11 protein-coding genes and 8 pseudogenes are annotated in these 22,212 nt (G+C 63.4%); 9 read left to right on the top strand and 10 right to left on the bottom strand.

The genetic code is table 11. The features are described from left to right. Positions 1-120: 120 nt before the first annotated feature. Positions 121-1,233, top strand: coding sequence for an S-(hydroxymethyl)glutathione dehydrogenase/class III alcohol dehydrogenase (locus tag ACFQAU_RS01730; protein ID WP_132446998.1), 1,113 nt, complete (start codon positions 121-123; stop codon positions 1,231-1,233). A 32-nt stretch (positions 1,234-1,265) separates the two neighbouring features. On the opposite strand, the pseudogene ACFQAU_RS01725 reads toward ACFQAU_RS01730, so the two are convergent. Next, positions 1,266-2,722: pseudogene (locus ACFQAU_RS01725) on the bottom strand (cobyric acid synthase). Positions 2,723-2,782: 60 nt separating this feature from the next. Between ACFQAU_RS01725 and ACFQAU_RS01720 the strand changes: the two are divergent. After that, positions 2,783-3,361: a cobalamin biosynthesis protein CobQ gene (locus ACFQAU_RS01720; protein WP_132446978.1), complete on the top strand. Its 579-nt coding sequence runs from the start codon at positions 2,783-2,785 to the stop codon at positions 3,359-3,361. Between the two features lie 73 nt (positions 3,362-3,434). Here ACFQAU_RS01720 and ACFQAU_RS01715 read toward each other — a convergent pair whose 3' ends face one another. Next, positions 3,435-3,755, bottom strand: coding sequence for a DUF6280 family protein (locus tag ACFQAU_RS01715; RefSeq protein ID WP_007120494.1), 321 nt, complete (start codon positions 3,753-3,755; stop codon positions 3,435-3,437). A 222-nt stretch (positions 3,756-3,977) separates the two neighbouring features. Between ACFQAU_RS01715 and efp the strand changes: the two genes are divergently transcribed. After that, the gene (gene efp, locus ACFQAU_RS01710) at positions 3,978-4,541 is read left to right on the top strand and encodes an elongation factor P (RefSeq protein WP_067629376.1); all 564 of its coding nucleotides are present in this window, start codon (positions 3,978-3,980) and stop codon (positions 4,539-4,541) included. Between the two features lie 68 nt (positions 4,542-4,609). Here efp and ygfZ read toward each other — a convergent pair whose 3' ends face one another. Beyond that, the gene (gene ygfZ / locus ACFQAU_RS01705) at positions 4,610-5,356 is read right to left on the bottom strand and encodes a CAF17-like 4Fe-4S cluster assembly/insertion protein YgfZ (RefSeq protein ID WP_132446976.1); all 747 of its coding nucleotides are present in this window, start codon (positions 5,354-5,356) and stop codon (positions 4,610-4,612) included. Between the two features lie 64 nt (positions 5,357-5,420). Between ygfZ and ACFQAU_RS01700 the strand changes: the two are divergent. Beyond that, positions 5,421-6,100: pseudogene (locus ACFQAU_RS01700) on the top strand (TIGR04283 family arsenosugar biosynthesis glycosyltransferase). Positions 6,101-6,133: 33 nt separating this feature from the next. Here the strand turns inward: ACFQAU_RS01700 and ACFQAU_RS01695 are convergent. Next, positions 6,134-7,989: pseudogene (locus ACFQAU_RS01695) on the bottom strand (ABC transporter ATP-binding protein). A 233-nt stretch (positions 7,990-8,222) separates the two neighbouring features. Between ACFQAU_RS01695 and ACFQAU_RS01690 the strand changes: the two are divergent. Continuing rightward, positions 8,223-9,430, top strand: a pseudogene (locus tag ACFQAU_RS01690) (pyridoxal-phosphate-dependent aminotransferase family protein). On the opposite strand, the gene ACFQAU_RS01685 reads toward ACFQAU_RS01690, so the two are convergent. Further along, positions 9,427-10,665 (bottom strand): pyridoxal phosphate-dependent aminotransferase, encoded by a 1,239-nt coding sequence (locus ACFQAU_RS01685; protein WP_386280102.1) that lies wholly within the window; start codon positions 10,663-10,665, stop codon positions 9,427-9,429. The pseudogene ACFQAU_RS01690 and the gene ACFQAU_RS01685 overlap by 4 nt on opposite strands. Between ACFQAU_RS01685 and ACFQAU_RS01680 the strand changes: the two are divergent. Next, positions 10,664-11,454: pseudogene (locus ACFQAU_RS01680) on the top strand (crotonase/enoyl-CoA hydratase family protein). The gene ACFQAU_RS01685 and the pseudogene ACFQAU_RS01680 overlap by 2 nt on opposite strands. Before the next feature lie 235 nt (positions 11,455-11,689). On the opposite strand, the gene ACFQAU_RS01675 reads toward ACFQAU_RS01680, so the two are convergent. Together ACFQAU_RS01675 and ACFQAU_RS01670 are read right to left on the bottom strand one after the other, a co-directional pair. After that, positions 11,690-14,623 carry a valine--tRNA ligase gene (locus ACFQAU_RS01675; protein WP_132446166.1) on the bottom strand — a complete coding sequence of 978 codons (2,934 nt, stop codon included), beginning with the start codon at positions 14,621-14,623 and terminating at the stop codon, positions 11,690-11,692. Between the two features lie 90 nt (positions 14,624-14,713). Further along, positions 14,714-15,148: an Lrp/AsnC family transcriptional regulator gene (locus tag ACFQAU_RS01670; RefSeq protein ID WP_132446194.1), complete on the bottom strand. Its 435-nt coding sequence runs from the start codon at positions 15,146-15,148 to the stop codon at positions 14,714-14,716. A gap of 147 nt (positions 15,149-15,295) precedes the next feature. On the opposite strand from ACFQAU_RS01670, the pseudogene ACFQAU_RS01665 reads away from it, so the two are divergent. From ACFQAU_RS01665 to ACFQAU_RS01655, 3 genes and pseudogenes are all read left to right on the top strand, one after another. Then, positions 15,296-16,413, top strand: a pseudogene (locus ACFQAU_RS01665) (type III PLP-dependent enzyme). A gap of 70 nt (positions 16,414-16,483) precedes the next feature. After that, positions 16,484-18,779 (top strand): annotated as a pseudogene (locus ACFQAU_RS01660) (xanthine dehydrogenase family protein molybdopterin-binding subunit). A gap of 72 nt (positions 18,780-18,851) precedes the next feature. Continuing rightward, positions 18,852-19,847 (top strand): DUF2235 domain-containing protein, encoded by a 996-nt coding sequence (locus tag ACFQAU_RS01655; protein ID WP_240791653.1) that lies wholly within the window; start codon positions 18,852-18,854, stop codon positions 19,845-19,847. Here the strand turns inward: ACFQAU_RS01655 and ACFQAU_RS01650 are convergent. The 3 genes and pseudogenes from ACFQAU_RS01650 to ACFQAU_RS01640 all read right to left on the bottom strand — a co-directional run bounded on the left by ACFQAU_RS01650 (position 19,844) and on the right by ACFQAU_RS01640 (position 22,205). Further along, on the bottom strand, positions 19,844-20,230 hold the full coding sequence (locus tag ACFQAU_RS01650) for a GFA family protein (protein WP_132446160.1): 387 nt from the start codon (positions 20,228-20,230) through the stop codon (positions 19,844-19,846). The genes ACFQAU_RS01655 and ACFQAU_RS01650 overlap by 4 nt on opposite strands. Further along, a pseudogene (locus ACFQAU_RS01645) lies at positions 20,227-20,969 on the bottom strand (rhomboid family intramembrane serine protease). Before ACFQAU_RS01645 ends, ACFQAU_RS01650 begins: the two are co-directional and overlap by 4 nt. A gap of 84 nt (positions 20,970-21,053) precedes the next feature. Further along, entirely contained in the window at positions 21,054-22,205 is a 1,152-nt protein-coding gene (locus tag ACFQAU_RS01640; RefSeq protein WP_132446158.1) for an amidohydrolase, read from the bottom strand. Positions 22,206-22,212 lie beyond the last annotated feature (7 nt).

Genomic DNA, 22,212 nt, shown 5'->3' with positions numbered 1-22,212 from the left:
AACGCCGCGTGCCCCACTGGCGAAACGCGCGCGAAGTTGCGGTGTCGTTCTGAAATGGACATTTGACGCCCGCGTGCGCCATATAGCACCAAGTGATTAACCTCGAAGGAGAGACCCATGATGAGAACCCGTGCCGCCGTTGCCGTGGAAGCTGGCAAACCGCTTGAAATCATGGAGGTGAACCTTGAAGGGCCGAAACGCGGTGAGGTCTTGGTTGAGATCAAGGCAACCGGCCTGTGCCATACCGACGAATTCACCCGCTCGGGCGACGACCCCGAAGGGATCTTCCCCGCGATCCTTGGCCACGAAGGCGCGGGCGTGGTGCTGGAAGTGGGCAAAGGCGTGACCACGCTGGAGCCGGGCGACCATGTGATCCCCCTCTACACGCCAGAATGCCGCGAATGCGAATACTGCCTGTCGGGCAAAACCAACCTCTGCCAAAAAATCCGCGTGACCCAAGGCCAAGGCTTGCTGCCCGATGGCACAACGCGGTTTTCGATGCTCGATGGCACGCCGATTCACCACTATATGGGCTGCTCAACCTTTGCCAACCACACCGTGGTGCCGGAAATCGCGCTGGCCAAGGTCCGCAAAGACGCGCCCTTTGATAAAATTTGCTACATCGGTTGCGGCGTGACCACGGGCATCGGTGCGGTGATCAACACGGCCAAGGTCGAACTGGGCGCGCGCTGCGTGGTCTTTGGGCTGGGCGGCATCGGGTTGAACGTGATCCAAGGTCTGCGGATGGCAGGCGCGGATCAGATCGTCGGTGTCGATCTTAACGACGACAAAGCAGAGGTCGGACGTTATTTCGGGATGACCGATTTCGTGAACCCTAAGAACGTCGAGGGCGATCTGGTGGCGCATCTGGTCGAAGTGACCAAAGGCGGCGCGGACTATTCCTTTGACGCGACTGGCAACACCAAGGTCATGCGCGACGCGCTGGAATGCGCCCACAAGGGCTGGGGCGAAAGCATCATCATCGGCGTGGCACCTGCGGGAGCCGAGATTTCCACGCGGCCATTCCAATTGGTCACCGGCCGGGTTTGGCGCGGGACCGCTTTTGGCGGGGCCAAGGGGCGGACGGACGTGCCCAAGATCGTTGATTGGTACATGAACGGCAAAATCGAGATCGACCCGATGATCACCCATAAGCTGACGCTGGATCAGATCAACGAAGGCTTTGAATTGATGCACAAAGGTGAATCGATCCGCGCGGTCGTCGAATTCTAAATATTGGGCTGGAGGGCTGCGCGCTCTCCAGCCTAGACCTCTGCCGCGAGGGAGAGGAACAGGTCGACATCGATATAGGTCTCGACATGATCGGCCAGCGCGTCGAGCGCATCATCCACGCCGCTTTCGAAATCCAGCGATGAGGTCACGCCAAAACCGCCAAGGTAGGCGCGGCGGAAGGCGTCTGAGCTGAAAATTCCATGCATATAGCAGCCCTGCACCCGGCCCGAGGGGAGGCCGCGCCCTCGGGCGTGCCGTCAAAGGTGAGCCAAGCGCGGACGCAATCGGGGCCTGTGGTTTCCCCGATGTGAATTTCATATCCCGTGAGATCGGTGCCGCTGGCAGGATGCTGGCCGGATTTTTCCGCCAGATGTTTCAGCGGGGCCATCGTGGTTTCCACGTCCAGATGCCCCAGCCCCGCCACCCGCGCCGCCGGGCCTTCGATCCCCTCGGGATCGGTGATCGTCTTGCCCAGCATCTGATAGCCCCCGCAAAGCCCCAACACATGGCCGCCTCGCCGGATATGTGCGGCAAGGTCGATGTCCCATCCCTCGGCCCGGAAGGCTTCGAGGTCGGAGATCGTCGATTTGCTGCCGACCATCAGCACCAGATCGGCGTCGCCGGGCAGGGGGCTGCCGGGCATAATCATCGTCAGGTCGACGCCCGGCTCGGCGGCCAATGGGTCGAGGTCATCGAAATTGGCGATACGCGGCAGGCGCGGGACGGCGATCACACAGCCTGAGCCACCGGAACGGGCGCGGGCGGGCAGATCCATCACATCTTCGGCGGGCAGGCGGTGCGCGGCGTCGAACCACGGGATCACGCCAAGGCTCGGCCAGCCGGTGCGCGCGGCGATGTCGTCGCGACCTGCATCAAAGAGGCTGCGGTCGCCACGGAATTTATTGACGGCAAAGCCGCGGATCAGCGCGTTGTCTTCGGCATCTAGCACCGCCTGCGTCCCGACGATCTGCGCGATCACCCCGCCACGGTCGATGTCGCCCATCAGCACCACAGACACCCCGGCGGCGCGGGCGAAACCCATATTGGCGATATCGCCTGCCCGCAGGTTGGTCTCTGCCGGGGAGCCCGCGCCTTCGATCACGATTAGGTCGCAGTTTTCGGCCAAGCGGTGAAAGGACTGTAGCACGGCGGGCATCAGGCTCGCTTTGTTGCGCCCAAACTCCCACGCCTCTTGCTGGCCCGCGATCTTGCCCTGCACCACGACCTGCGCGCCGGTGGCGCTTTGAGGCTTCAGCAGCACCGGGTTCATGTCCGTATGCGGTGCCACGCCTGCGGCACGGGCCTGCAAGGCCTGCGCGCGGCCAATCTCGCCCCCGTCCTCGGTGACGGCGGCGTTGTTGGACATGTTCTGCGGTTTGAACGGGCGCACGCGCAGCCCGCGCCGGGTGCAGGCGCGGATTAATCCGGCAACGATCATCGACTTGCCGACATTACTGCCGGTGCCCTGTATCATGATGGCTTTGGTCATGTCATTCTGCCCCTGTTTCGCGCAAACTGGCGCAAAATGATCCAAGGGGAAAGAGCCGCGATGAACACGCCTGCACATTTGCTTTTGGGCGCTGCCGTGATGGGGCGGGAAGGGGCCAAGCCGTTAATCTGGGCAGCACTTGCCGGGGCGCTGCTGCCGGACTTGTCGCTCTATCTGATGGCGGGTTTTGCGCTCTATGTCCAAGGGCTGCCGGGGAGTGTGGTCTTTGGGGAGCTTTACTATTCCGACCTCTGGCAGACGGTTTTTTCCATCGATAACTCTTTCATCGTCTGGGGCGCGCTTTTGGGACTTGCGGTCTGGCGGCAAACGGGCTGGGCCGTGGCGCTTACCGGCGCGGCGCTGCTGCATCTGATGTTCGACCTGCCGCTGCATCACGATGACGGGCGTGCGCATTTCTGGCCACTAACGGGTTGGATTTTTGAAAGCCCCATCAGCTATTGGGATGTGCGTCACGGCGCGGGGTGGGTCGCACCCGTTGAGGCACTGGTGGGCGCGCTCGCCGCTATTACGCTTTGGTGGCGTAGGCCGGGCTGGGTGCTATCCTGCGTGACATTGGCGCTGCTGCTGGCCGAAGGTTTAGCCTTGCGCAACTGGATCTTCTTTTTCGGGGCAGATTGACCGCGCGAGAAACAGCAGACACAAAAAAACGCAGCCCGAAGGCTGCGTCAATTGCTCCGCTTGGCGGATATTCTCAGGCGGCTTCGGCCTGAAGCGCGGCATTGCGGCGCTCGGACTCTTCGCGCGACAGGGCGACGGAGGTCCGCACGCCTTTGCCGACAAATTCCATCAGGCCTTCGACGACCCGCTCATTGGGGTCGATCCCGGCACAGCTCAGCACTTCGCGGCCATCGCGCGAACGGGCCCAGCGGGCAATCTGTTCTGGGCCGTTGCCATATTTCTTGTCGTCGGCAATTGCGTCATCCAAAGCAGCAAGCACCACAGCAGCAAAGAGCTTGCGTGCGCGGTTGCCTTGCTCGTTGTTGAAAGCGGTGCCATCAACGAAATCTTTCATCTCGTCGTCCTTTCGATTATTCTTGCTCTTGTCATTCGGGCGTGGAGGCCCTTATGACGGATATCATTTGATTCGGATACCTCTATTTAGCATACCTCCCATGCAACTTGCGCATATCTAGTTGCCGCAGCGACGCCCGGATATCGCCCGCTTGCAGGGGACCATCCCTCCCGATATAGACCCGGTCATCTTATCATCAACCTTATGTCGTGGTTTTGTCACATGCCCAAGATTAACGGAAACGAGATCCGCCCCGGAAACGTCCTTGAACATAACGGTGGCCTTTGGGCGGCCGTGAAGGTCGATCACGTGAAGCCCGGCAAGGGCGGTGCCTTTGCCCAAGTCGAGATGCGCAACCTGCGCAACGGCTCCAAATTGAACGAACGCTTCCGCTCTGCCGATAAGGTCGAGCGCGTGCGACTGGAGCAAAAAGACCAGCAATTTCTGTATGAAGACGACGGTATGCTGGTGGTAATGGACACCGAAACCTATGAGCAGGTGCAGCTTGATGCCGAGCTTTTGGGTGACACACGCCCCTTCCTGCAAGACGGCATGATGATCGTGGTCGAGTACCATGACGCCGAGGCGCTGAACGCCCGTCTGCCGCAAAAAGTGGTCTGCAACATTGCCGAGACCGAGCCGGTCGTCAAAGGCCAGACAGCGGCGAATTCCTTCAAACCAGCCATTCTGGAAAACGGTGTGAAGATCTCTGTTCCGCCCTTCGTGGGGCAGGACGAAGCGATCGTGGTGAACACCGAAACCATGGAATATGTCGAACGCGCTTGACGCAACGTCATCCAACGTAAGCTAGATCAGCCCCGGTTTTGCCGGGGCTTTTTCTTGTTTTGGGGCGCTCAGGCGGCAGGGCCGGGCCAAGTGACCTGCGCCTTATCCGCCTGCATCGGCCCTTTGGCGCGGTCAAAGCGCAGATGCGCCAGCGCTTGGTCCCCCGCTTGAGTGAACAGCGTGCCCGCCGGTTTGCCATCTGCCGTGATTGCCGTGCCCGGCGCGGCGGTGCCGCTAACCTCGACCCGCGTCAGCCCCTTGCGCAATTCGGTCTTGTGTTTCATCCGCGCCGTGACCTCCTGGCCGACATAGCAGCCCTTGCGGAAGTCGAGCCCGTTGATCCGATCAAGCCCGGCTTCGAGGATGAAAGTATCAGGCGTCAGTTCCACACCGGTTTCGGGGATCAGATGCGCCACGCGCAGGGCGTTCCAATCGGTTGTGTCATCGGTCTGCGGCGTGTCGCGATAGGCGCGCCAGCCCATTTCTGGATGACGCGGGTCGGCCACGGCATCTTCGGGTGCGGGGCCGGTGCCACGGTGCAGGTGCAGCTCGGTCGGCTCAATCGTCACCTTGGCGCGCAGCTTATACATCGACAGCCGTTGGCTCAGCATGTCGCCAAGGCTTTCGTCCACATCAAGCAGAACGCTATCGCCGTCAGCGATCAGAAAGAAATCGGCCATATATTTGCCCTGCGGCGTCAGCAGGGCGGCATAGACCGGGCCTTGGTCCAGTTTGCCAACGTCATTGGTCACGATGCCTTGCAGGAAATCGCGGGTGTCGGGGCCGGAGAGGCGCAGAATGCGGCGCTTGGTCATGCGGTTGTCCTTTGATTGCTGGCCATGACATATAACCTGTCAAACCCATCCAAAAGGGGCAACCATGCGCGCGCCGATCTCTGTCGTCATTCCCAGTCTCAATGCAGCCGCCGCGCTGCCTGCCTGCCTTGCCGCGCTTGTCGAAGGGTTGCAGGCCGGGCTGATCCGCGAGGTGATCCTGAGCGATGGGGGATCGGCAGATGGCACGCCTCAGCTGGCCGAAAGCTGGGGGGCGAGGTGATCTCGGGCGCGCCCTCGCGGGGGGCAGTTGCGCCGCGGATGCGAAGCGGCACGGGGGAGTGGCTCTTGGTGATCCATGCCGACACGGTGCTGGCGCCGGGGTGGACCGATGCGGTGCAGGATCACATGGCGCGCGGGGCAGGGGCTGCGGGGTGGTTTCGCCTCAGGTTCGATCAGCGCGGGCCGGCACCACGATTGGTCGCAGGTTGGGCGAACCTGCGCAGCGCTTGTGGCTTGCCCTATGGTGATCAGGGGCTGCTGCTGCCCCGCGCGCTTTATGACGCGGTCGGCGGTTACCCCGATCAGCCGCTGATGGAGGATGTCGCACTGGCCCGCGCCCTGCGGGGCCGTTTGGCGCGGCTTGAGGGCATCGCGGTGACCAGTGCCGAGAAATACCGCCGTCAGGGCTGGCTGCGCCGCGGTGGGCGCAACCTGTGGACGCTGATGCGCTATGCAATGGGCACCAGCCCCGACGCCCTTGCGGTAAGCTATCGGCGGTCGTGAAAACGGGCGCGGGTCGCCCTCACGCCCCTGCACTCAGTTAAAGAAGACCGCCCCGATCCGTTGGAACAGATTGGGCTGGCGCGCCCTTTCGCGGCGCTTTTTTGCAGAGAGGGCGCTGAGGCCGCGTGCATCCGACACCGTCTTTCCGTCGCGGAATTGCAGGCGGTAAAGGTCGGCATAGATGCCGCCGCGCTCCATCAATTCGTCGTGGGTGCCTTCATCGGTGACTTGGCCGCGGTCCATCACCACGATCTTATCCGCGCTGCGGATGGTCGAGAGCCGATGCGCGATCACGATGGTGGTGCGCCCCTTGGCGAGCCGATCAAGGGCATCCTGCACAACCTGTTCAGATTGCGCATCCAAGGCGCTGGTGGCCTCATCAAGCAGCAGAATTGGCGTGTCGCGCAGCAGGGCGCGGGCGATCACCACACGCTGACGCTGCCCGCCCGACAGGGCCGAGCCGCGCGGGCCGACGCGGGTCTCTAGCCCCTGTTCCAACTGCGGCAGGAAATCGGCCACATGGGCGGCTTTCAACACCCGGTCGAGTTCTTCGTCGCTGACGTTCTCGCGGCCCAGCACGATATTCTCGCGCAGGGTCTCATCAAACAGCAGCGCCTCTTGCGTCACGACAGAAAACAGGCCCCGCAGGTCTGGGATGGTCATCGACGTGGTGTCGACCCCGCCGATTTGAACCGTGCCGCTTTGTGGATCCACCAGCCGCGTGAGCAGGTTGAAAATGGTCGATTTCCCCGCGCCCGAGGCGCCGACAAGGGCGGTCGTCTGGCCCGCTTGCGCGGTCAGGTTCAATGCATTCAGCACCTTCGTATCGCCGTAGGAGAGCGAAACATCCGCCAAGGTAACGTCAGGCGGGCCATCGGGCGCGGCCACGGGCTTGGCCGGGCTGCGCAGGTGCAGGGGCGCGTCGAGCAGCTCCTTGATCCGCTCCAGCGCGGCGGCGGCCATCTGCCACAGGCCGCTGATCGCGCCGAGGCGACGCAGGGGGAGAACATGAACCCGAGCGAGGTAAAGAAGGTCATGAACTCGCCAATGGTCTTGTTGCCCGCGATGATCTCGGACCCGCCGTATACGATCACGGCCATGAAACCGATGCCTGACATGATGTCGATCATCGCCGGGATCGCGGAATTGCCAAAGGCGGCGCGAACTTCGGTGCGAATAAAGGTGCGCGTCAACTCGCGGTATTGTCGGGCCTGATAGTCTTCCAGCGCGTTCAGTTTGATCTGCACGATGCCGTGAAAGACCTCGTCCAGACGTGTCGAGAGGCTGGCGCCGATGTCGCGCGCCTCACGCGAGCGGGCGCGGACGAAACGCTGGGCGATGGCGGCAGGCAGCACCATCAGCGGCACGCCGACCATCGCCAAAAGCGCCCAGATCGGATCAATCGCGATGGCGACGCCCATCAGGATCACAAGCCCCACCAGATCGCGCCCCGCGCCGGTGATCACCGCGCGCCAGACATCGCTGACCGCGTTCACATCCGATTGCACGCGCTGCACAAGAAAACCGGGCGGGTGGTTTTGGTGAAAGGCACCATCCTGCTGCATCATCCGGTCCAACAGGTCGATGCGCAGGTCCGCCGCCGTGCGTTGCGCCACGCGGGTCAGCAGCACCTTTTGCACCACCGTGGCCAGCGCGCGCAGCGCAAAGATCGCCACCAGCACCAGCCCCACCCAAACCAGCGCACCTTGGTCGCCGCCGACAAAGACGCGGTCGAACATCGGCTCCATCAGCTTGGCTAGCACGCCCAAGGTCGAGCCTTCGATGATCATGAAGATCACCGCGATGGCCATCAGGCCGGTGTGTTTCTTTAGATAGTCATGCCAAAGCCAACGCATCAACTGCGCGGAGGTGTAACTGTCATCATTCATGCCGGTGCCTGATCCTTTTGGGCAGTCGGATCCCGTGTACGAAAGCCGCGCAGGCAGGGCAAGCCGTCGCAGGGTGCGCGTGGGACGCGCATCCGGGCCGGAGCGGGCCGGGGTAGGGACGTCCGGGGCGCGGCTTACCTTACGTCCGATCGCGTGTTGACCCCGGCCCGGCGGGCAGTAAGCTGCGCCCGACCGCAGCCCGGTCACGCATTTTCAAAACGGCAGCCAATATCATGACAAAGCAGAATAAACTCGTCCAAGGTCGTTCGTACCTTGCCATTCCCGGCCCCTCGGTCATGCCCGACGCGGTGCTGAGCGCGATGCACCGCGCCGCGCCCAATATCTATGAGGGTGAGTTGGTTGAGATGATGCCGGCACTGGCGGCCGATTTGAAGCGTGTGGCGCGTACAGATCGTCATGTGGCGATGTATATCAGCAACGGCCACGGCGCCTGGGAGGCCGCGCTGAGCAATGTCATAGCACCGGGCGACCGCGTGCTGGTCTTGGCGACGGGGCGTTTCGGCCATGGTTGGGCCGAGATGGCAACGGGGCTGGGGGCGGAGGTGGATATCCTCGACTTTGGCCGCAATGCGCCGGTTGATCTGGCGCAGGTGGCCGAGCGTTTGAAGGCCGACACGGGCCACCAGATCAAGGCGCTGATGGCGGTGCATGTCGACACCTCAAGCTCGGTGCGCAACGATGTCCCCGGCCTGCGCCGCCTGTTGGATGAGGCAGGCCACCCCGCGCTTTTGATGGCCGATTGCATCGCCTCGCTTGGGTGCGAGCGGTTCGAGATGGACGCTTGGGGCGTCGATGTCATGGTCACCGCTTCGCAAAAGGGGCTGATGGTGCCGCCGGGCATGGCCTTCGTGTTCTTCAACGACCGGGCCGAGGAAGCCCGCGCGCGTCTGCCGCGGGTGAGCCGCTATTGGGATTGGTCGCCGCGCGCCCATGCGCAGGAATTCTATCAATACCACGGCGGCACCGCGCCGACGCATCACCTTTATGGCCTTCGGGCCGCCCTTGATATGATCCATGAAGAGGGGATCGAGCAGGTCTGGCAGCGCCATGCCACCTTGGCCCGCGCGGTTTGGGCAGCGTGCGAGGCATGGTCGGCAGAGGGCAGCCTGCGGTTCAACATCGAAGACCGCGCCCTGCGCAGCCATGCCGTCACCGCTCTGCGGCTGCAAGCGCCCCATGCGACAGAGTTGCGCGATTGGGTACAGAGCAATCTGGGCCTGACACTGGGCGTGGGGCTGGGCATGGCCCTGCCCGGAGAGCCTGCGTGGCATGGTTTTTCCGCCTTGGCCACATGGGCCATGTGAACGGCCATATGGTCATGGGGCTGCTCGGCGGGATCGAAGCTGGGCTTTGCGCGCTAAAAATCGACCACGGGCCCGGCGCACTGCAAGCGGCGGCGGAGGTGATCGGCGGGGCCTAGGCCCCGCGCGCTTCGGGCTTGCGGGCTTCGGCCAAGGCCTCGGGCAATGCGGTGGCGAAGTGATCCAGTTCCTCAGCCGTACTGCAACTGATGCGGATGCAGCGGTTTTGCGGCGCGGCAAAGGGCATCCGCACAAAGATGCCCCGCGCCACTAGGGCATCCAGCACCGCCTTGGCGAAGGCGCCATCGCCGCCACAGTCGATCGCGACGAAATTGGCTGCGGAGGGCAGGGTGCTCAGCCCGTTCTTTTCAGCGATTTGAGCGATCCTGTCGCGGGCCTCGGCGATCTGGGTCTGAACTTTCTTGAGGTAGTCTTGATCCTGTACCGCCGCCAAGGCACCTGCCTGTGCTGCGCGGTTGAGACCAAAGTGATTGCGAACCTTGTGAAAGGCCGTGATCAAGTCGGGCGCTGCAATCGCATAGCCGATCCGCGCTCCGGCGAGGCCATAGGCTTTGGAAAAGGTCCGCATCCGGATCACCCGCGGGTCATCGGCGGAAAGCTGGGGTGCTGTGCCCTCGGGGGCGCATTCGATATAGGCCTCATCCAGCAAAAGCAGGCTGCCTTGGGGCAGATCGTCAAGCGCGCGCGCCAGTGCCGTGCCCTCATGCCAAGTGCCCATCGGATTGTCGGGATTGGCGAGGTAGACGAGCTTGGCGTCAACCTCTGCCGCTTTGGCGAAAAGCGCTGCCGGGTCTTCGTGATCGTCGCGGTAGGACACTTTGTGCAGCACGCCGCCAAAGCCCGCGACATGGTAGTTGAAGGTTGGGTACGCGCCTTCCGAGGTTACCACCGCATCGCCTTCGTCCACCAGCAGACGGACGAGATAGCCCAGCAGCCCGTCGATGCCTTCGCCGACGATGATATTGTCGGGCGTCACGCCATGCAATTCGGCCAATGCCGCGCGCAGCTCCACGCTTTCTGAATCGCCATATTTCCACATCTCCGTCTCAGCCATTGCCGCGATGGCACGGGGCGAGGGGCCAAAGACGTTTTCATTGGCGCCAAGCCGCGCTTTGAAGGGGCGGCCAAGCGTGCGCTCCTGCGCTTCGGGGCCCACAAAGGGGACGTTGGCGGGCAGGCTTTGGGCGAGGGGGTAAGGCGTGCATATGTCATGCGCCAAGGTGTAGGGTTGCGCCGTTGAGAGGGCAAGGGTCGCAGCACCTGCCGCCACGTTTTGCTGGTGCCGCGCGTTGATCTGCGCTGAACTGCGCCAAACATTTAGGAGAACAGCCATGCCCCGCGTCACCACCCGGATCGAAGACCATATTGCCCATGTGACCCTCACCCGCGCCGACAAGATGAACGCCGTGGATGATGAGATGATCGAAGCGATCATCGCGGCAGGGCAGGAGGTTGCGGCCTCGGATGCCCGCGTTGTGGTGTTGTCGGGCGAGGGCAAAGGTTTTTGCGCGGGCATCGATATCGGCGGGCTTTCGGGGATGCTGGGGCAGGATGTTGAGGCGCTGATCATGCCGCGCACCCATGGCGAGGGCACAACGAACAAATGGCAGGAGGTGTCGATGGTCTGGCACCGTTTGGAAATCCCGGTGATCGCGGCGCTGCACGGGGTGGTCTATGGCGCCGGGATGCAATTGGCGCTTGGGGGGATATTCGGATTGCGGCACCAGAGACCAAGCTCGCGGTGATGGAGATGAAATGGGGCATTGTGCCGGATATGGGCGGCATGGTGTTGCTGCCGCGTTTGGTGCGCTCGGATGTGCTGCGGCGGTTGACCTATACGGCGGCACCCGTGGGGGCCGCGCAGGCCGAGCGCTGGGGGCTGGTGACCGAGGTCGCCGATGATCCGCAGGCGGCGGCTTTGGAACTGGCGCAGGTGATTGCGGGGAAGGGGCCGAATGCCGTGCGGGCGGCCAAGCGGTTGATTGGCTATGCGGAAACGGGGGCGTCTGATGTGGATGTACTGGAGGCCGAGTCACGTGAACAGGCAGCGCTCTTGGGCAAGCCAGAGCAGATGGAGGTGATCGCGGCGGAGTTCGGCAAGCGGCCTGCGGTGTTTAAGTAGGCTGGTGGCGTTCTCCGGAACAGCCCGGAATCAAGGCCGTAAGGCCGCCGGGCAGCGCCAGACCGCCCGGACGGGCTGGCGCTTTAGCTATTGGAGTGCCGTCCTGAAATAAATGTGTATGCGCGGCAGGGATAAACTGCCCAACTGCCCCGTATGCAGCGCCACCCCGCGGTCTGGCGCTGCCCGGCTCGCGTGGCGTTTTTGGCGTGGCAGCTAAACCGCCACGCCCTCAATCTCAGCCCAGTTCGGCCAGACGGTCCAGTGCGGCCTGCAACTGGTCCGCCTCTTCCTGACGCGCGGCCAGATTGGCCTGCGCTTCGGCCACGACTTCCTCGGGCGCGGAGGCCGCGAATTTGGGGTTGTTCAAACGCCCCTTCAGCCCACCGATCTCCTTGCCCAGCTTGTCGAGCGACTTTTGCAACCGTGCCTTCTCGGCGTCGATGTCGATCAACCCGGCCAAGGGCAGGCCGAAGCTGGCCCCCGGTGCCGCAATCGACACGGTGCCTTTGGGGAAGCTCTCGGCACGCTCAAGGCTCTCGACCCGCGCGAGGCGTTTGATCATCACCTCGTTGCGATCCCATGCGCCCTGTGCAGCCTCGTCCATCTCTGTCACCAGCATCGGCACCTTCAGCCCGGCGGGCACATGCATCTGCTGACGCGCAGAGCGGATGCTTTCGATCAGGCCGATCACCCAGTTCAGTTCCCGGTCAGCCTCTGCATCCAGCAGATCGGCGGTGGTGTAGGTCGGCCAATCGGTCAGGGCGAGCAGTTGGTCGCGCTTGGTGGTGGTCTGCCACAGTTCTTCGGTGATGAAAGGCATGATCGGGTGCAGCAGCACCAGACATTGCTCTAGCACCCAAGCCATCGTCGCGCGGGTCTCTTCGGCCTCGGGCGCGTCGTCTTGCAACAGCGGTTTGGAGAGTTCCACATACCAGTCGCAGACCTTGCCCCAGACAAAGGCATAAAGCGCATTGGCCGCGTCGTTGAAGCGGAAGTTGCCAAGCGCCGCGTCGACCTCTTCGCGGATGCGCGCGGTCTCGCCCACGATCCATTTGTTCAGCGTGGCCTGCGGCTGCGGCATCGCGGCGGGCATGCTGTCGAAGACGTTGTTCATCTCCGCAAAGCGGTGCGCGTTCCAGAGCTTGGTGCCGAAATTGCGATAGCCCGCGATGCGTTGCGTGCTGAGTTTCAGGTCACGCCCCATGGCGGCCATCGAGGTCAACGTAAAGCGCACCGCATCCGCGCCAAAATCGTCGATCAACTCCAGCGGGTCGAGCACGTTGCCCAAGGATTTCGACATCTTTTTGCCCTTCTCATCGCGCACCAGCGCGTGGACATAGACGGTGTCGAAGGGCTTTTGATCGACCACGGCGTATTGCATCATCATCATCCGAGCGACCCAGAAGAAGATGATGTCGAAACCAGTGACCAGCACGGAGGTGGGGAAGTATTTCTCAAGCTCGGCGGTCTGCTCGGGCCAGCCCAGCGTGCCGATGGGCCAGAGGCCAGAGGAGAACCAGGTGTCGAGTACGTCGGGGTCGCGGCGCAGGGTTTTGCCGGGGGCCATGGCCTGTGCTTCGGCCTCGGTCGGCGCGCAATACTCATTGCCCTCATCGTCGAACCACACCGGAATCTGATGCCCCCACCACAGCTGGCGCGAGATGCACCATGGCTCGATGTTCTCCAACCAGTGGAAGTACACTTTGCGGTCCTGTTCGGGCAGGATCGTGACTTCGCCAGAGCGCACCGCATCAATGGCGGGCTGCACGATCTTGTCGGTGGCGACGAACCACTGGTCGGTCAGCATCGGCTCGATCACCACTTTGGAGCGGTCGCCGAAGGGCTGCATGATCTTCTTGGCCTCGACGAGCGGCACGAGGTTCTCTTCCTCGGTGCGCATCTCGCCGCCTTCGCCGGGCTCGACGGGGGCCTTCTTGGCGGCGCGGCCGAGGCGCGGGTCGGTCGCCTCGGTCATCACGGCGAGGCCCTCGGCGGTCACGTCCTCGACCACGCGCTTGCGGGCCTCGAACCGGTCGAGGCTGCGGTAGGCGTCGGGGACGAGGTTGATCTCGGTCGCGTCCTCGGGGGCGGGCTCCGATCCATCGGCGATGGCCTGCGCGCGGGCGGCGGCCTGATCGTAGGGCAACCCGTCGGCGCGCATCTGGCCTTGGGTGTCCATCAGGGCATAGAGCGGGATGCCGTTGCGCTTGGCGACGCCGTAGTCGTTGAAGTCATGCGCGCCGGTGATCTTGACCGCACCAGAGCCGAAGTTCTTGTCTGGGTATTCGTCAGTGATGATCGGGATCAGGCGGCGCTGCTCTTTCGGGCCAACGGGAATTTCGCAGAGTTTCCCGACAATTGAGGCGTAACGCTCATCCGATGGATGAACCGCAACAGCGCCGTCGCCGAGCATGGTTTCGGGCCGTGTGGTGGCGATGGAGATATAGTCGCGGGTCTCTTCGAAGAGCGTGTTCCCGTCTTCGTCTTTCTCGACGTAGGTATAGGTCTCGCCCCCGGCCAGCGGATACTTGAAGTGCCACATGTGGCCGTCGACTTCGGTGCTCTCGACCTCCAAATCCGAGATCGCCGTCTCGAAATGCGGGTCCCAGTTGACCAGCCGCTTGCCGCGGTAGATCAGCCCTTTGTTGTACATGTCCACGAAGACCTTGATGACGGCATCGTGGAAATTGCCCTCTTCACCCTCGGGCGCACCCGGCGCGCCGGACATGGTGAAAGCATTGCGCGACCAGTCGCAGGAGGCACCCAGACGGCGCAGCTGGTCGATGATCGTGCCGCCCGATTTCTGCTTTTGCTCCCAGACCTTAGCGGTAAACGCCTCGCGGCCCAGTTCGCGGCGGCCCGGCTGGCCGGTGGCGGCCAATTCGCGCTCCACCACCATCTGCGTGGCGATGCCCGCGTGGTCTTGGCCCGGCTGCCAGAGGGTGTCGAAGCCCTGCATGCGGTGCCAGCGCACGAGGATATCCTGCAGTGTGTTGTTAAAGGCATGGCCCATGTGCAGCGAGCCAGTGACATTGGGCGGCGGGATCATCACCGAGAAATGCTCATCACGCTGCGCATTCGCGCCCGCTTTGAACGCGCCTTTGGTTTCCCAATCGGCGTAGATGCGGCTTTCGGCCTCAGCGGCGTTGAAGGTCTTTTCGAGTGCCATGGTCATGATCCCTTTTGTTGCGCCCCGTTTAGCGGTCTGGCGCGGCGAGGGAAAGACCTATGGCAAAGCGGATTTGGGGCGGGAAGCGGCCTAGCCGCGCCGGTCGATCTTGGTGCTGAGGTGAATGAGGCTCTCACTGCCCTTCACGCCGCGCGTCTCGCCAATACGGTCGAGGGTTTCGTCCAACTCTTGCGTGGTCTGCGCGGCGATTTGCACTAGCAGGTCAAAGCGACCCGAGGTGGTGTGAACGACCTGCACGCCGGGCAGGCTGCGCAACCGGGCCAGCACGGCGGGGCCAGCGCGCAGTTCGATGTTGACCAGGGCCGTGGCGTGCAGCGGGGCACGGGTGGCTTCGCCCAAGCGCAGGGTGTAGCCGACGATGGCACCGCTGCGCTCCAATCGTTCCAGCCGCGCCTGAACGGTGGTGCGGGCAAGACCCAAACTGCGTGCCAAATCTGCGACGGGCAAACGCGCGTTGGATTGCAGCGCCGCAATCAACGCGCGGTCGGTATCGTCAAGATGTATTGTCATATCGTCAATCCGCCGAAAGTTCGCGTCACTTTAGGCGGTTTGACACGATGAATCGACTGAAATCGCGGGTTTACTGGAGAAAAGCAAACAAGAGGCCCCCATGCAGCATATCGCCCCCTTTCCGACAGGCCCGCCGCCTATCTGGCCAAACATAGCCCAGATGCGCCGGTGTTGTTCCTGGCCCCCTCGGTGCTGCAGGCCACAGCGCGGCGGTTTCAGGCGGATTTCGACGGGTTGGTGACCTATGCGGTCAAGGCCAATGACCGGCCCGAGGTGCTCTCGAACCTTGTCGCGGCGGGGATCACCACCTTCGACGTGGCCTCTCCGGCAGAAATGGCGGCGGTCCGGGCGGTCTGCCCGCAGGCGGTGCTGCATTACAACAACCCTGTCCGCTCGGCGGCAGAGGTGCGGGCCGGGATCGCGGCGGGCGTCTATAGCTGGTCGATCGACGATATGTCGGAACTGGCCAAGCTGCGCGACGTGCCGCGCGACAATGAAGTTGCGGTGCGCTTTGCCTTGCCAGTGAAGGGTGCGGCCTATGATTTCGGGTCGAAATTCGGCGCGGCCCCTGAGCAGGCGGCGGAGCTGTTGCGCGCGGTGGCTGAGATGGGATTCACTCCGTCAATGTGTTTCCACCCCGGCACGCAGTGCAATGATCCGCAGGCTTGGGTGCAATATGTCCACGCGGCGGCGGATATCCTGCGTGCGGCGGGTGTCTCTATAAAACGGATGAATATCGGCGGGGGTTTTGCCGTGGATCGTGGATTTGACGCGCCGGATCACCGGGCGGTCTTTGCCGCGGTGAAGGCGGCGCTTGCCGAGAGTTTTGGCACGGATGCGCCCTCGCTTCTTTGCGAGCCGGGGCGCGCGATGGTTGCCGATGCCGCCGTGCTGGCGACCCGTATCAAGGGGATGCGCAACGCCGGGCGGACGGTCTTCCTGAACGACGGTATCTATGGGGGTCTGCCCGATCTGCGGGATATGGGCCTGTCGGGTCTGGTAGATGTGGTCGGCCCGGAGGGGCGCTGCGCCAAGGGGCGCTGACACCGCGCGTGGTCTTTGGCCCTACTTGCGATTCGCTCGACCGTTTGCCCGACGGCCTGCCGCTGCCCGAAGATGCACAGACGGGGGATTATCTGTTGTTTGGCGGGATGGGGGCTTATTCCATCGCCATGTCCACCGCCTTTAATGGCTATGGGCTGGCAGGGATCACGCTTGTTTCGGACCTTGGAGCCGTGCCCAAACGCAAGGCGGCCTGAGCCTCTGGACACTGGCGGTTCGCCCGCTACTGTTGCGCTGGAATAGGCAGGGCAGCAGGGGCAGCGTCAGATGGAAAAGTTCGGGAAAAGCCAGCCGGTCAAACGGGTGGAAGACCACCGTTTCTTGACCGGCGATGGCCGCTATGTCGATGACATCGCCCCCAGGGGGCACTGCACGGCGTGTTCTTCCGCGCGCCGGTGGCCCATGGAGTGATCACTGAATTGGACGTGAGCGATGCCCGCGACGCGGAGGGCGTGCATCTGGTGCTGACCTGTGCCGATCTGGAAGCGGCGGGTATGAATATCGCCCTGCCGCATACGGTGGTCGACAACCGTGACGGCAGCAAGGGGCGGCACCGCTGCGCCCGATGTTGGCGAAAGACCGGGTGCGCTATGTGGGAGAGCCGGTCGCTCTGATTGTGGCCGAAACCTTGCAAAAGGCGCGCGATGCGGCTGAACTGATCCTTTTCGACGCTGATGACCTGCCCGCCAAGATGGACCTCACCCCCGGAGGCGAGACCCTGCATCCTGAGGCCCCCGACAACCGCGCCTTTGATTGGGGCATGGGGGATGAGGCCAAGGTTGAAGCGGCATTTGCCAAGGCTGCGCGCCGCGTCAGGCTGGAGGTCGGCGACAACCGCATCATCGTCAACTCCATGGAGCCGCGCGGCTGCTATGCCGAATGGGCCGATGGCCGGTTGCATGTGGCGCTGGGCGGGCAGGGCGTCTGGGCGCATAAGGGCTTCTTTGTCAAAGCTTTTGGTCTCAGCGAAGATGCCGTGCGCGTGACAAACCCCGATGTCGGCGGTGGTTTCGGTATGAAGGCGATGACCTACCCAGAGTATTTTTGCATCGCTCAAGCCGCGCGGGCGCTGGGCCGCCCGGTGCGCTGGATGTCAGAGCGGACCGAAGCCATGCTCACCGACAATGGCGGGCGCGATCTGGTGTCTTGGGCCGAATTCGCCTTTGACGATAACCACAAGATCACCGCCTACCGTGTCGACACGCGCTGCAACCTCGGGGCCTATAACAGCCAGTTCGGCCAGCCGATTCAGTCGACGCTGTTCTCTAAGGTTTTGATGGGCGTCTATGACGTGCAAGACACCTATCTGCATGTCGAGGGCTATTACACCAACACCGTGCAGGTCGATGCCTATCGCGGCGCCGGGCGGCCCGAGGCAATCTATGTGCTGGAGCGGTTGATGGACCGCGCCGCGCGTGAGTTGGGCGTCGATCCGTGGGAATTGCGGCGGATCAACTTTATCAAGCCGGATCAGTTTCCCTATACCACCGCCACGGGAGAGCTTTACGACGTGGGCGATTTCGCGCGCCTCCTGACCCGGGCGGCAGAGGAGGCCGACCGTGAGGGGTTCGCGGCCCGCCGTACCGCCGACGCCAAGCGCGGCCTGCTGCGGGGGCAGGGCTTGTGTTACTATATCGAAAGCATTCTCGGCGATCCTTCCGAAGGGGCCAAAGTGGTCTTTGAGGAGAATGGCCACGTGACGATCTATGTCGGCACCCAAAGCAACGGTCAGGGGCATGAGACGGTCTATGCGCAGTTCCTGTCGGATCAGACCGGCATCCCGGCGGAGCGGATCAGCGTTGTGCAGGGGGATAGCGACCTGATTGAAAAGGGCGGCGGCACCGGCGGCTCGCGTTCGGTCACCACGCAGAACACGGCGACCTTGGCGACCGTGGCGAAGATAACCGAAGTCTTCACCGCGTTTCTGGCTGATGAACTGGGCGTTGCGGCGAGCGATATCACCTTTGACGACGAACGCTTCCGCGCCGAAGGGTCAAACGCCACGCCCACCATGCTAGAGGTGGCCGAAATGGTGCGCGCCAAGGGCCGCGACGATCTGCTGTCCCACCACGAACGCGCCAGCCTGCCGGGGCGCAGCTATCCCAACGGGGCGCATGTGGCCGAGGTGGTGATCGACCCTGAAACCGGGGTGGTGACCCTCGACCGCTATACGGTGGTCGATGATTTCGGCAACCTGATCAACCCGATGCTGGCCGAGGGGCAGGTGCATGGCGGGGTAGCCCAAGGCATCGGCCAAGCGGTGCAAGAACGGGTCGTCTATGACGAAGACGGGCAACTGCTGACCGCCACCTTCATGGACTACGCCATGCCCCGCGCCGCCGACCTGCCGATGATCTCTTTCACGTCTGAGCCTGTGCCCTCGACCGCCAATGCCATGGGCATGAAGGGCTGTGGTGAGGCTGGGACTGTGGGCGCGCTGGCGGCGGTGTCGAACGCGGTGCAGGATGCGCTTTGGGAACGCGGTGTGCGGCAGGCGGATATGCCTTTCACCCCGCATAGGGTCTGGGAGATGCTGCAAGGTGCCGCAATCGCAGCCGAGTAAAAGCCTGTTCCAACGGCTCTTTGGGCGGTTATGGCGACGGCCTGAAAGTGACTTCGGCCCGCGCCGGGGGCGGTGACCCACGTCATTATCCTTGATGGGACCATGTCTTCGCTCGAACTGGGGCGAGAGACCAACGCCGGCATCGCCTATAGCCTGTGCCGCGAGATGGGCAGTGCTCTGTCGATCTATTATGAACCGGGTCTGCAATGGCGTGATTGGCGCAGCGCGCGCGATGTGATCATGGGGCGCGGGATCAACCGACAGATCCGCCGCGCCTATGGCTATCTCGCATCGCGCTACCGACCCGGGGACCGGATTTTCCTGATGGGTTATTCGCGTGGCGGCTATGCCGTGCGTTCGCTCGCCGGGGTGATCGACCGTGTGGGCCTTCTGCGCGCCGAGGTCGCGACAGAGCGTAACATCCGCGATGTCTACCGCCATTACGAGGCGCATCATCTGAGCAAGGCGGGCGAATTGTTTGCGCGGGCCAACTGCCACCCCGAGGTGGAGATCGAGGCGATCGGCGTTTGGGATACGGTCAAGTCGCTGGGTCTGAACGCGCCACTGTTCTGGCGGTTCTCGCAGCCGCTGCACATGTTCCACAACCACGATCTAAGCCGCAATGTGAAGAACGGCTTTCAGGCGCTGGCGCTGAACGAAACCCGTGTCGCCTATGCCCCGGTGATGTGGACCACGCCCGAGGGCTATGCCGGGCGGCTTGAGCAGGTCTGGTTTCCGGGCACCCACGGCGATGTCGGCGGGCAGTTGGGCGGTGATGAGGCCGCGCGCCCCTTGGCAAATATCCCGCTTGTCTGGCTGTTGTCGCGGATGGAAGAAAGCGGTCTGCCGCTCCCCGACGGCTGGACCACACGCTTTGATCAAGACCCCGCTGCACCCTCCATCGGGCGCTGGCGCGGCTATGGCAAAATGCTTGTGACCCGCCGCCGCCGTCTGGTGGGCGCGGACCCGTCAGAGCGGCTGCACGAAAGCGTGGATCAACGCCGTGCGCACGCCGAGCCGCAGCCGGGGCTTCTGGCGCGGATGCAGGGGGTGATCTCCAGCCTTTAGCTGCCCTTGCGGTCCGAGGGGTGATTGACCCCGTCGCTATAGGGCAGCGGCTCCATCTCCCAAGGCAGGACCCCTTCGATCGCGCCAAGGTTCACGCCGCATTCATCGGGGTTCGAGCGGCGGCGGTGGTGGGTATAGATGCCACAGGTCTTGCAGAAGTAATGCTGCGCCGTATGGGTGCCCCATGTATAAAGCGTGAGGTTCTCGGCGCCTTTCAACACGGTCACAGTCTCGGCCAGTGCGGTCACCGTGGCCGCCGCGCGACGGCGACAGAACGTACAGGTGCATCGCGAGGCCGAGGCCAGACCGCGCGGGAACAGGGCTTCGATCAGTACCGCCCCACAATGGCAGGAGGCGCGGCGGGTTTCTGAGGTTTCGGTCATTTGCGTCTCACTTTCGGAATGCGACTTTCGCTGAGGTCATAGTCGGCAGCGGCATGGGGCGGATGGCCGTCGGTCTGTCGCCAAAAGGCAAAACCGCCCCGGCGCAGCCACAGCGGCAGGGTCAGAACCAGCCCCGCGATAAACCCGCCCGCATGGGCCCAATAGGCCACGCCGCCGGTGCCCGGTGTGGCGCCGATCCCCCGATGAACTGCATGCCGAACCACAGGCCCAGCATGATCCAAGCCGGGATCGCGAAGATGCGGAAAAACACGATAAGGATCACCAGAATATCCACTTTGGCGCGGGGGAACAGCAGCAAATAGCCCCCCATGACCCCCGCAATCGCGCCCGAGGCGCCGACCATGGGCACCCATGAGAGCGGCTCTGTTACGACTTGGCCCAGCCCCGCCGCGATACCGCAGGCAAGGTAGAACAGCAGGTAGCGCCCGTGACCCATCTCATCCTCGACATTATCGCCGAAGATCCACAGAAACAGCATGTTACCGGCCAAATGCATCCAGCCGCCATGCAGAAATTGCGAGGTGATGAGGCCGAAATACCCCTCTCCATGGCTCAGCCGCGCGGGCAGCAGAGCGTAGGTGTAGTAAAACTCTGCCAAGGCACGCTCATCCGCCATCAGCGACAGGGAAGACAGGAACACCCCGATGTTCACCGCCATCAGCGCATAGGTGACATAGGGCGTGCGGCCCGAGGGGTTATGATCGCGGATCGGGAACATGCGGGCCAGCCTTTGCCAAGTCGCGCGCAGCGTCAAGCGGCACGGGGGAACTTGCATGTTTAGCTGCGCCCGCCGGGGCGTCTGTCAAGCAGAACCGAGCAAATCCCGTGCGATCCGCTCAAAAATACCCGCGCCGATGGGGATCAGATCATCGGGGAAATCGTAATCGGGATTGTGCAGCGCGGCGTAATCTTCTCCCGGCCCGAGGCAGAGCATCGCCGCCTTGGCGTCGCGTCCAAACAGGCCGAAATCCTCAGAGGCGCGCATCGGCAGATTTCTCTGCCCGTGCGACACGCCAAGCGCGTTCATCGCCGCGGCGGCGATGTCGTAGGCTTCGGGATGATTGATTGAGGCGGCGAAATGGTCGGACTCTGCGAATTCCGCCCTCAGCCCATGGGCCTTTGCGCTGCGGGTGACCTCGGCGCGCAGGGCGGCTTCGATCTCGGCCAGTGCATCGTCGCGGGTGCTGCGCAGCGTGGCGTAGAGCACCGCTGCGCCGGGGGCAATGCCAAAGGTCGGCTCGCCCATGCGCAGGTGGGTCAAGGTGACAAGGCGGAAGTCATCGTCGAGCGGCCCGCCGGGGCCGAGGGCTTGCAGTGCCGGGATCAACTCGGCCAGCGCAGACGCGGGCGATCTGCCGTCTTCGGGGCTGGCGGCATGGGCGGTCTTGCCGCTGAGGGTCAGGGCGATGCCCTTGGAGGCGCAATTGATCAGGGCGGGGGCTGTATCCACATGGCCGAAGGGGCGGCCCGGCTCGACGTGGATGGCAAAGGCATAATCGGCGGCGATCTCGGCGTAGGCCGGGTCGTCCACCACGGCGCGTGCGCCGCTGCCGTCTTCTTCGGCGGGTTGAAACATCAGCACGACGCGGCCCTTTGCAACCGGCTGTCGTGCGACCAATCGCCCAAGCGCCAGCAGCATGGTCATATGTCCATCGTGCCCGCAGACATGGCTTTTCCCCGGCACTTTCGAGACCCACGGAATGTCGTGCTCTTCGGGGATCGGCAGAGCGTCCAACTCGGCGCGGAACAGCACCGTTGGGCCGGGGCTGCCGCTGTCAAAGACCGCCGCGACACCGTGCCCGCCGAGGCCGGAGAGAATGCGGGTGGGGCCGAGTTTTGCCAGTTCCGCCGCGATGGTCCGGGCGGTCTCAATCTCTTCGCCCGAGATTTCGGGATATTGGTGGAGCGCCCTGCGAAACCGCGTCAGGTCTTCGATGTCGCTGTTCGTCAGCATGGCGCTC

It is taken from the genome of Sulfitobacter profundi (assembly GCF_042661425.1).
GTDB lineage: Bacteria > Pseudomonadota > Alphaproteobacteria > Rhodobacterales > Rhodobacteraceae > Sulfitobacter > Sulfitobacter profundi.
The sequence above is the reverse complement of the archived record's forward strand: the minus strand, read 5'-3'. Positions and strand labels throughout refer to the sequence as shown.

What these genes read in the sequence shown, in the direction of transcription:
- ACFQAU_RS01640 (WP_132446158.1), bottom strand. Translation starts at nt 22,205, where the DNA reads ATGCTGACGAACAGCGACATCGAAGACCTGACGCGGTTTCGCAGGGCG.
- ACFQAU_RS01715 (WP_007120494.1), bottom strand. Translation starts at nt 3,755, where the DNA reads ATGAAAGATTTCGTTGATGGCACCGCTTTCAACAACGAGCAAGGCAAC.
- ACFQAU_RS01675 (WP_132446166.1), bottom strand. Translation starts at nt 14,623, where the DNA reads ATGGCACTCGAAAAGACCTTCAACGCCGCTGAGGCCGAAAGCCGCATC.
- ACFQAU_RS01650 (WP_132446160.1), bottom strand. Translation starts at nt 20,230, where the DNA reads ATGACCGAAACCTCAGAAACCCGCCGCGCCTCCTGCCATTGTGGGGCG.
- ygfZ (WP_132446976.1), bottom strand. Translation starts at nt 5,356, where the DNA reads ATGACCAAGCGCCGCATTCTGCGCCTCTCCGGCCCCGACACCCGCGAT.
- ACFQAU_RS01720 (WP_132446978.1), top strand. Translation starts at nt 2,783, where the DNA reads ATGAACACGCCTGCACATTTGCTTTTGGGCGCTGCCGTGATGGGGCGG.
- ACFQAU_RS01685 (WP_386280102.1), bottom strand. Translation starts at nt 10,665, where the DNA reads ATGGCTGTTCTCCTAAATGTTTGGCGCAGTTCAGCGCAGATCAACGCG.
- ACFQAU_RS01730 (WP_132446998.1), top strand. Translation starts at nt 121, where the DNA reads ATGAGAACCCGTGCCGCCGTTGCCGTGGAAGCTGGCAAACCGCTTGAA.
- efp (WP_067629376.1), top strand. Translation starts at nt 3,978, where the DNA reads ATGCCCAAGATTAACGGAAACGAGATCCGCCCCGGAAACGTCCTTGAA.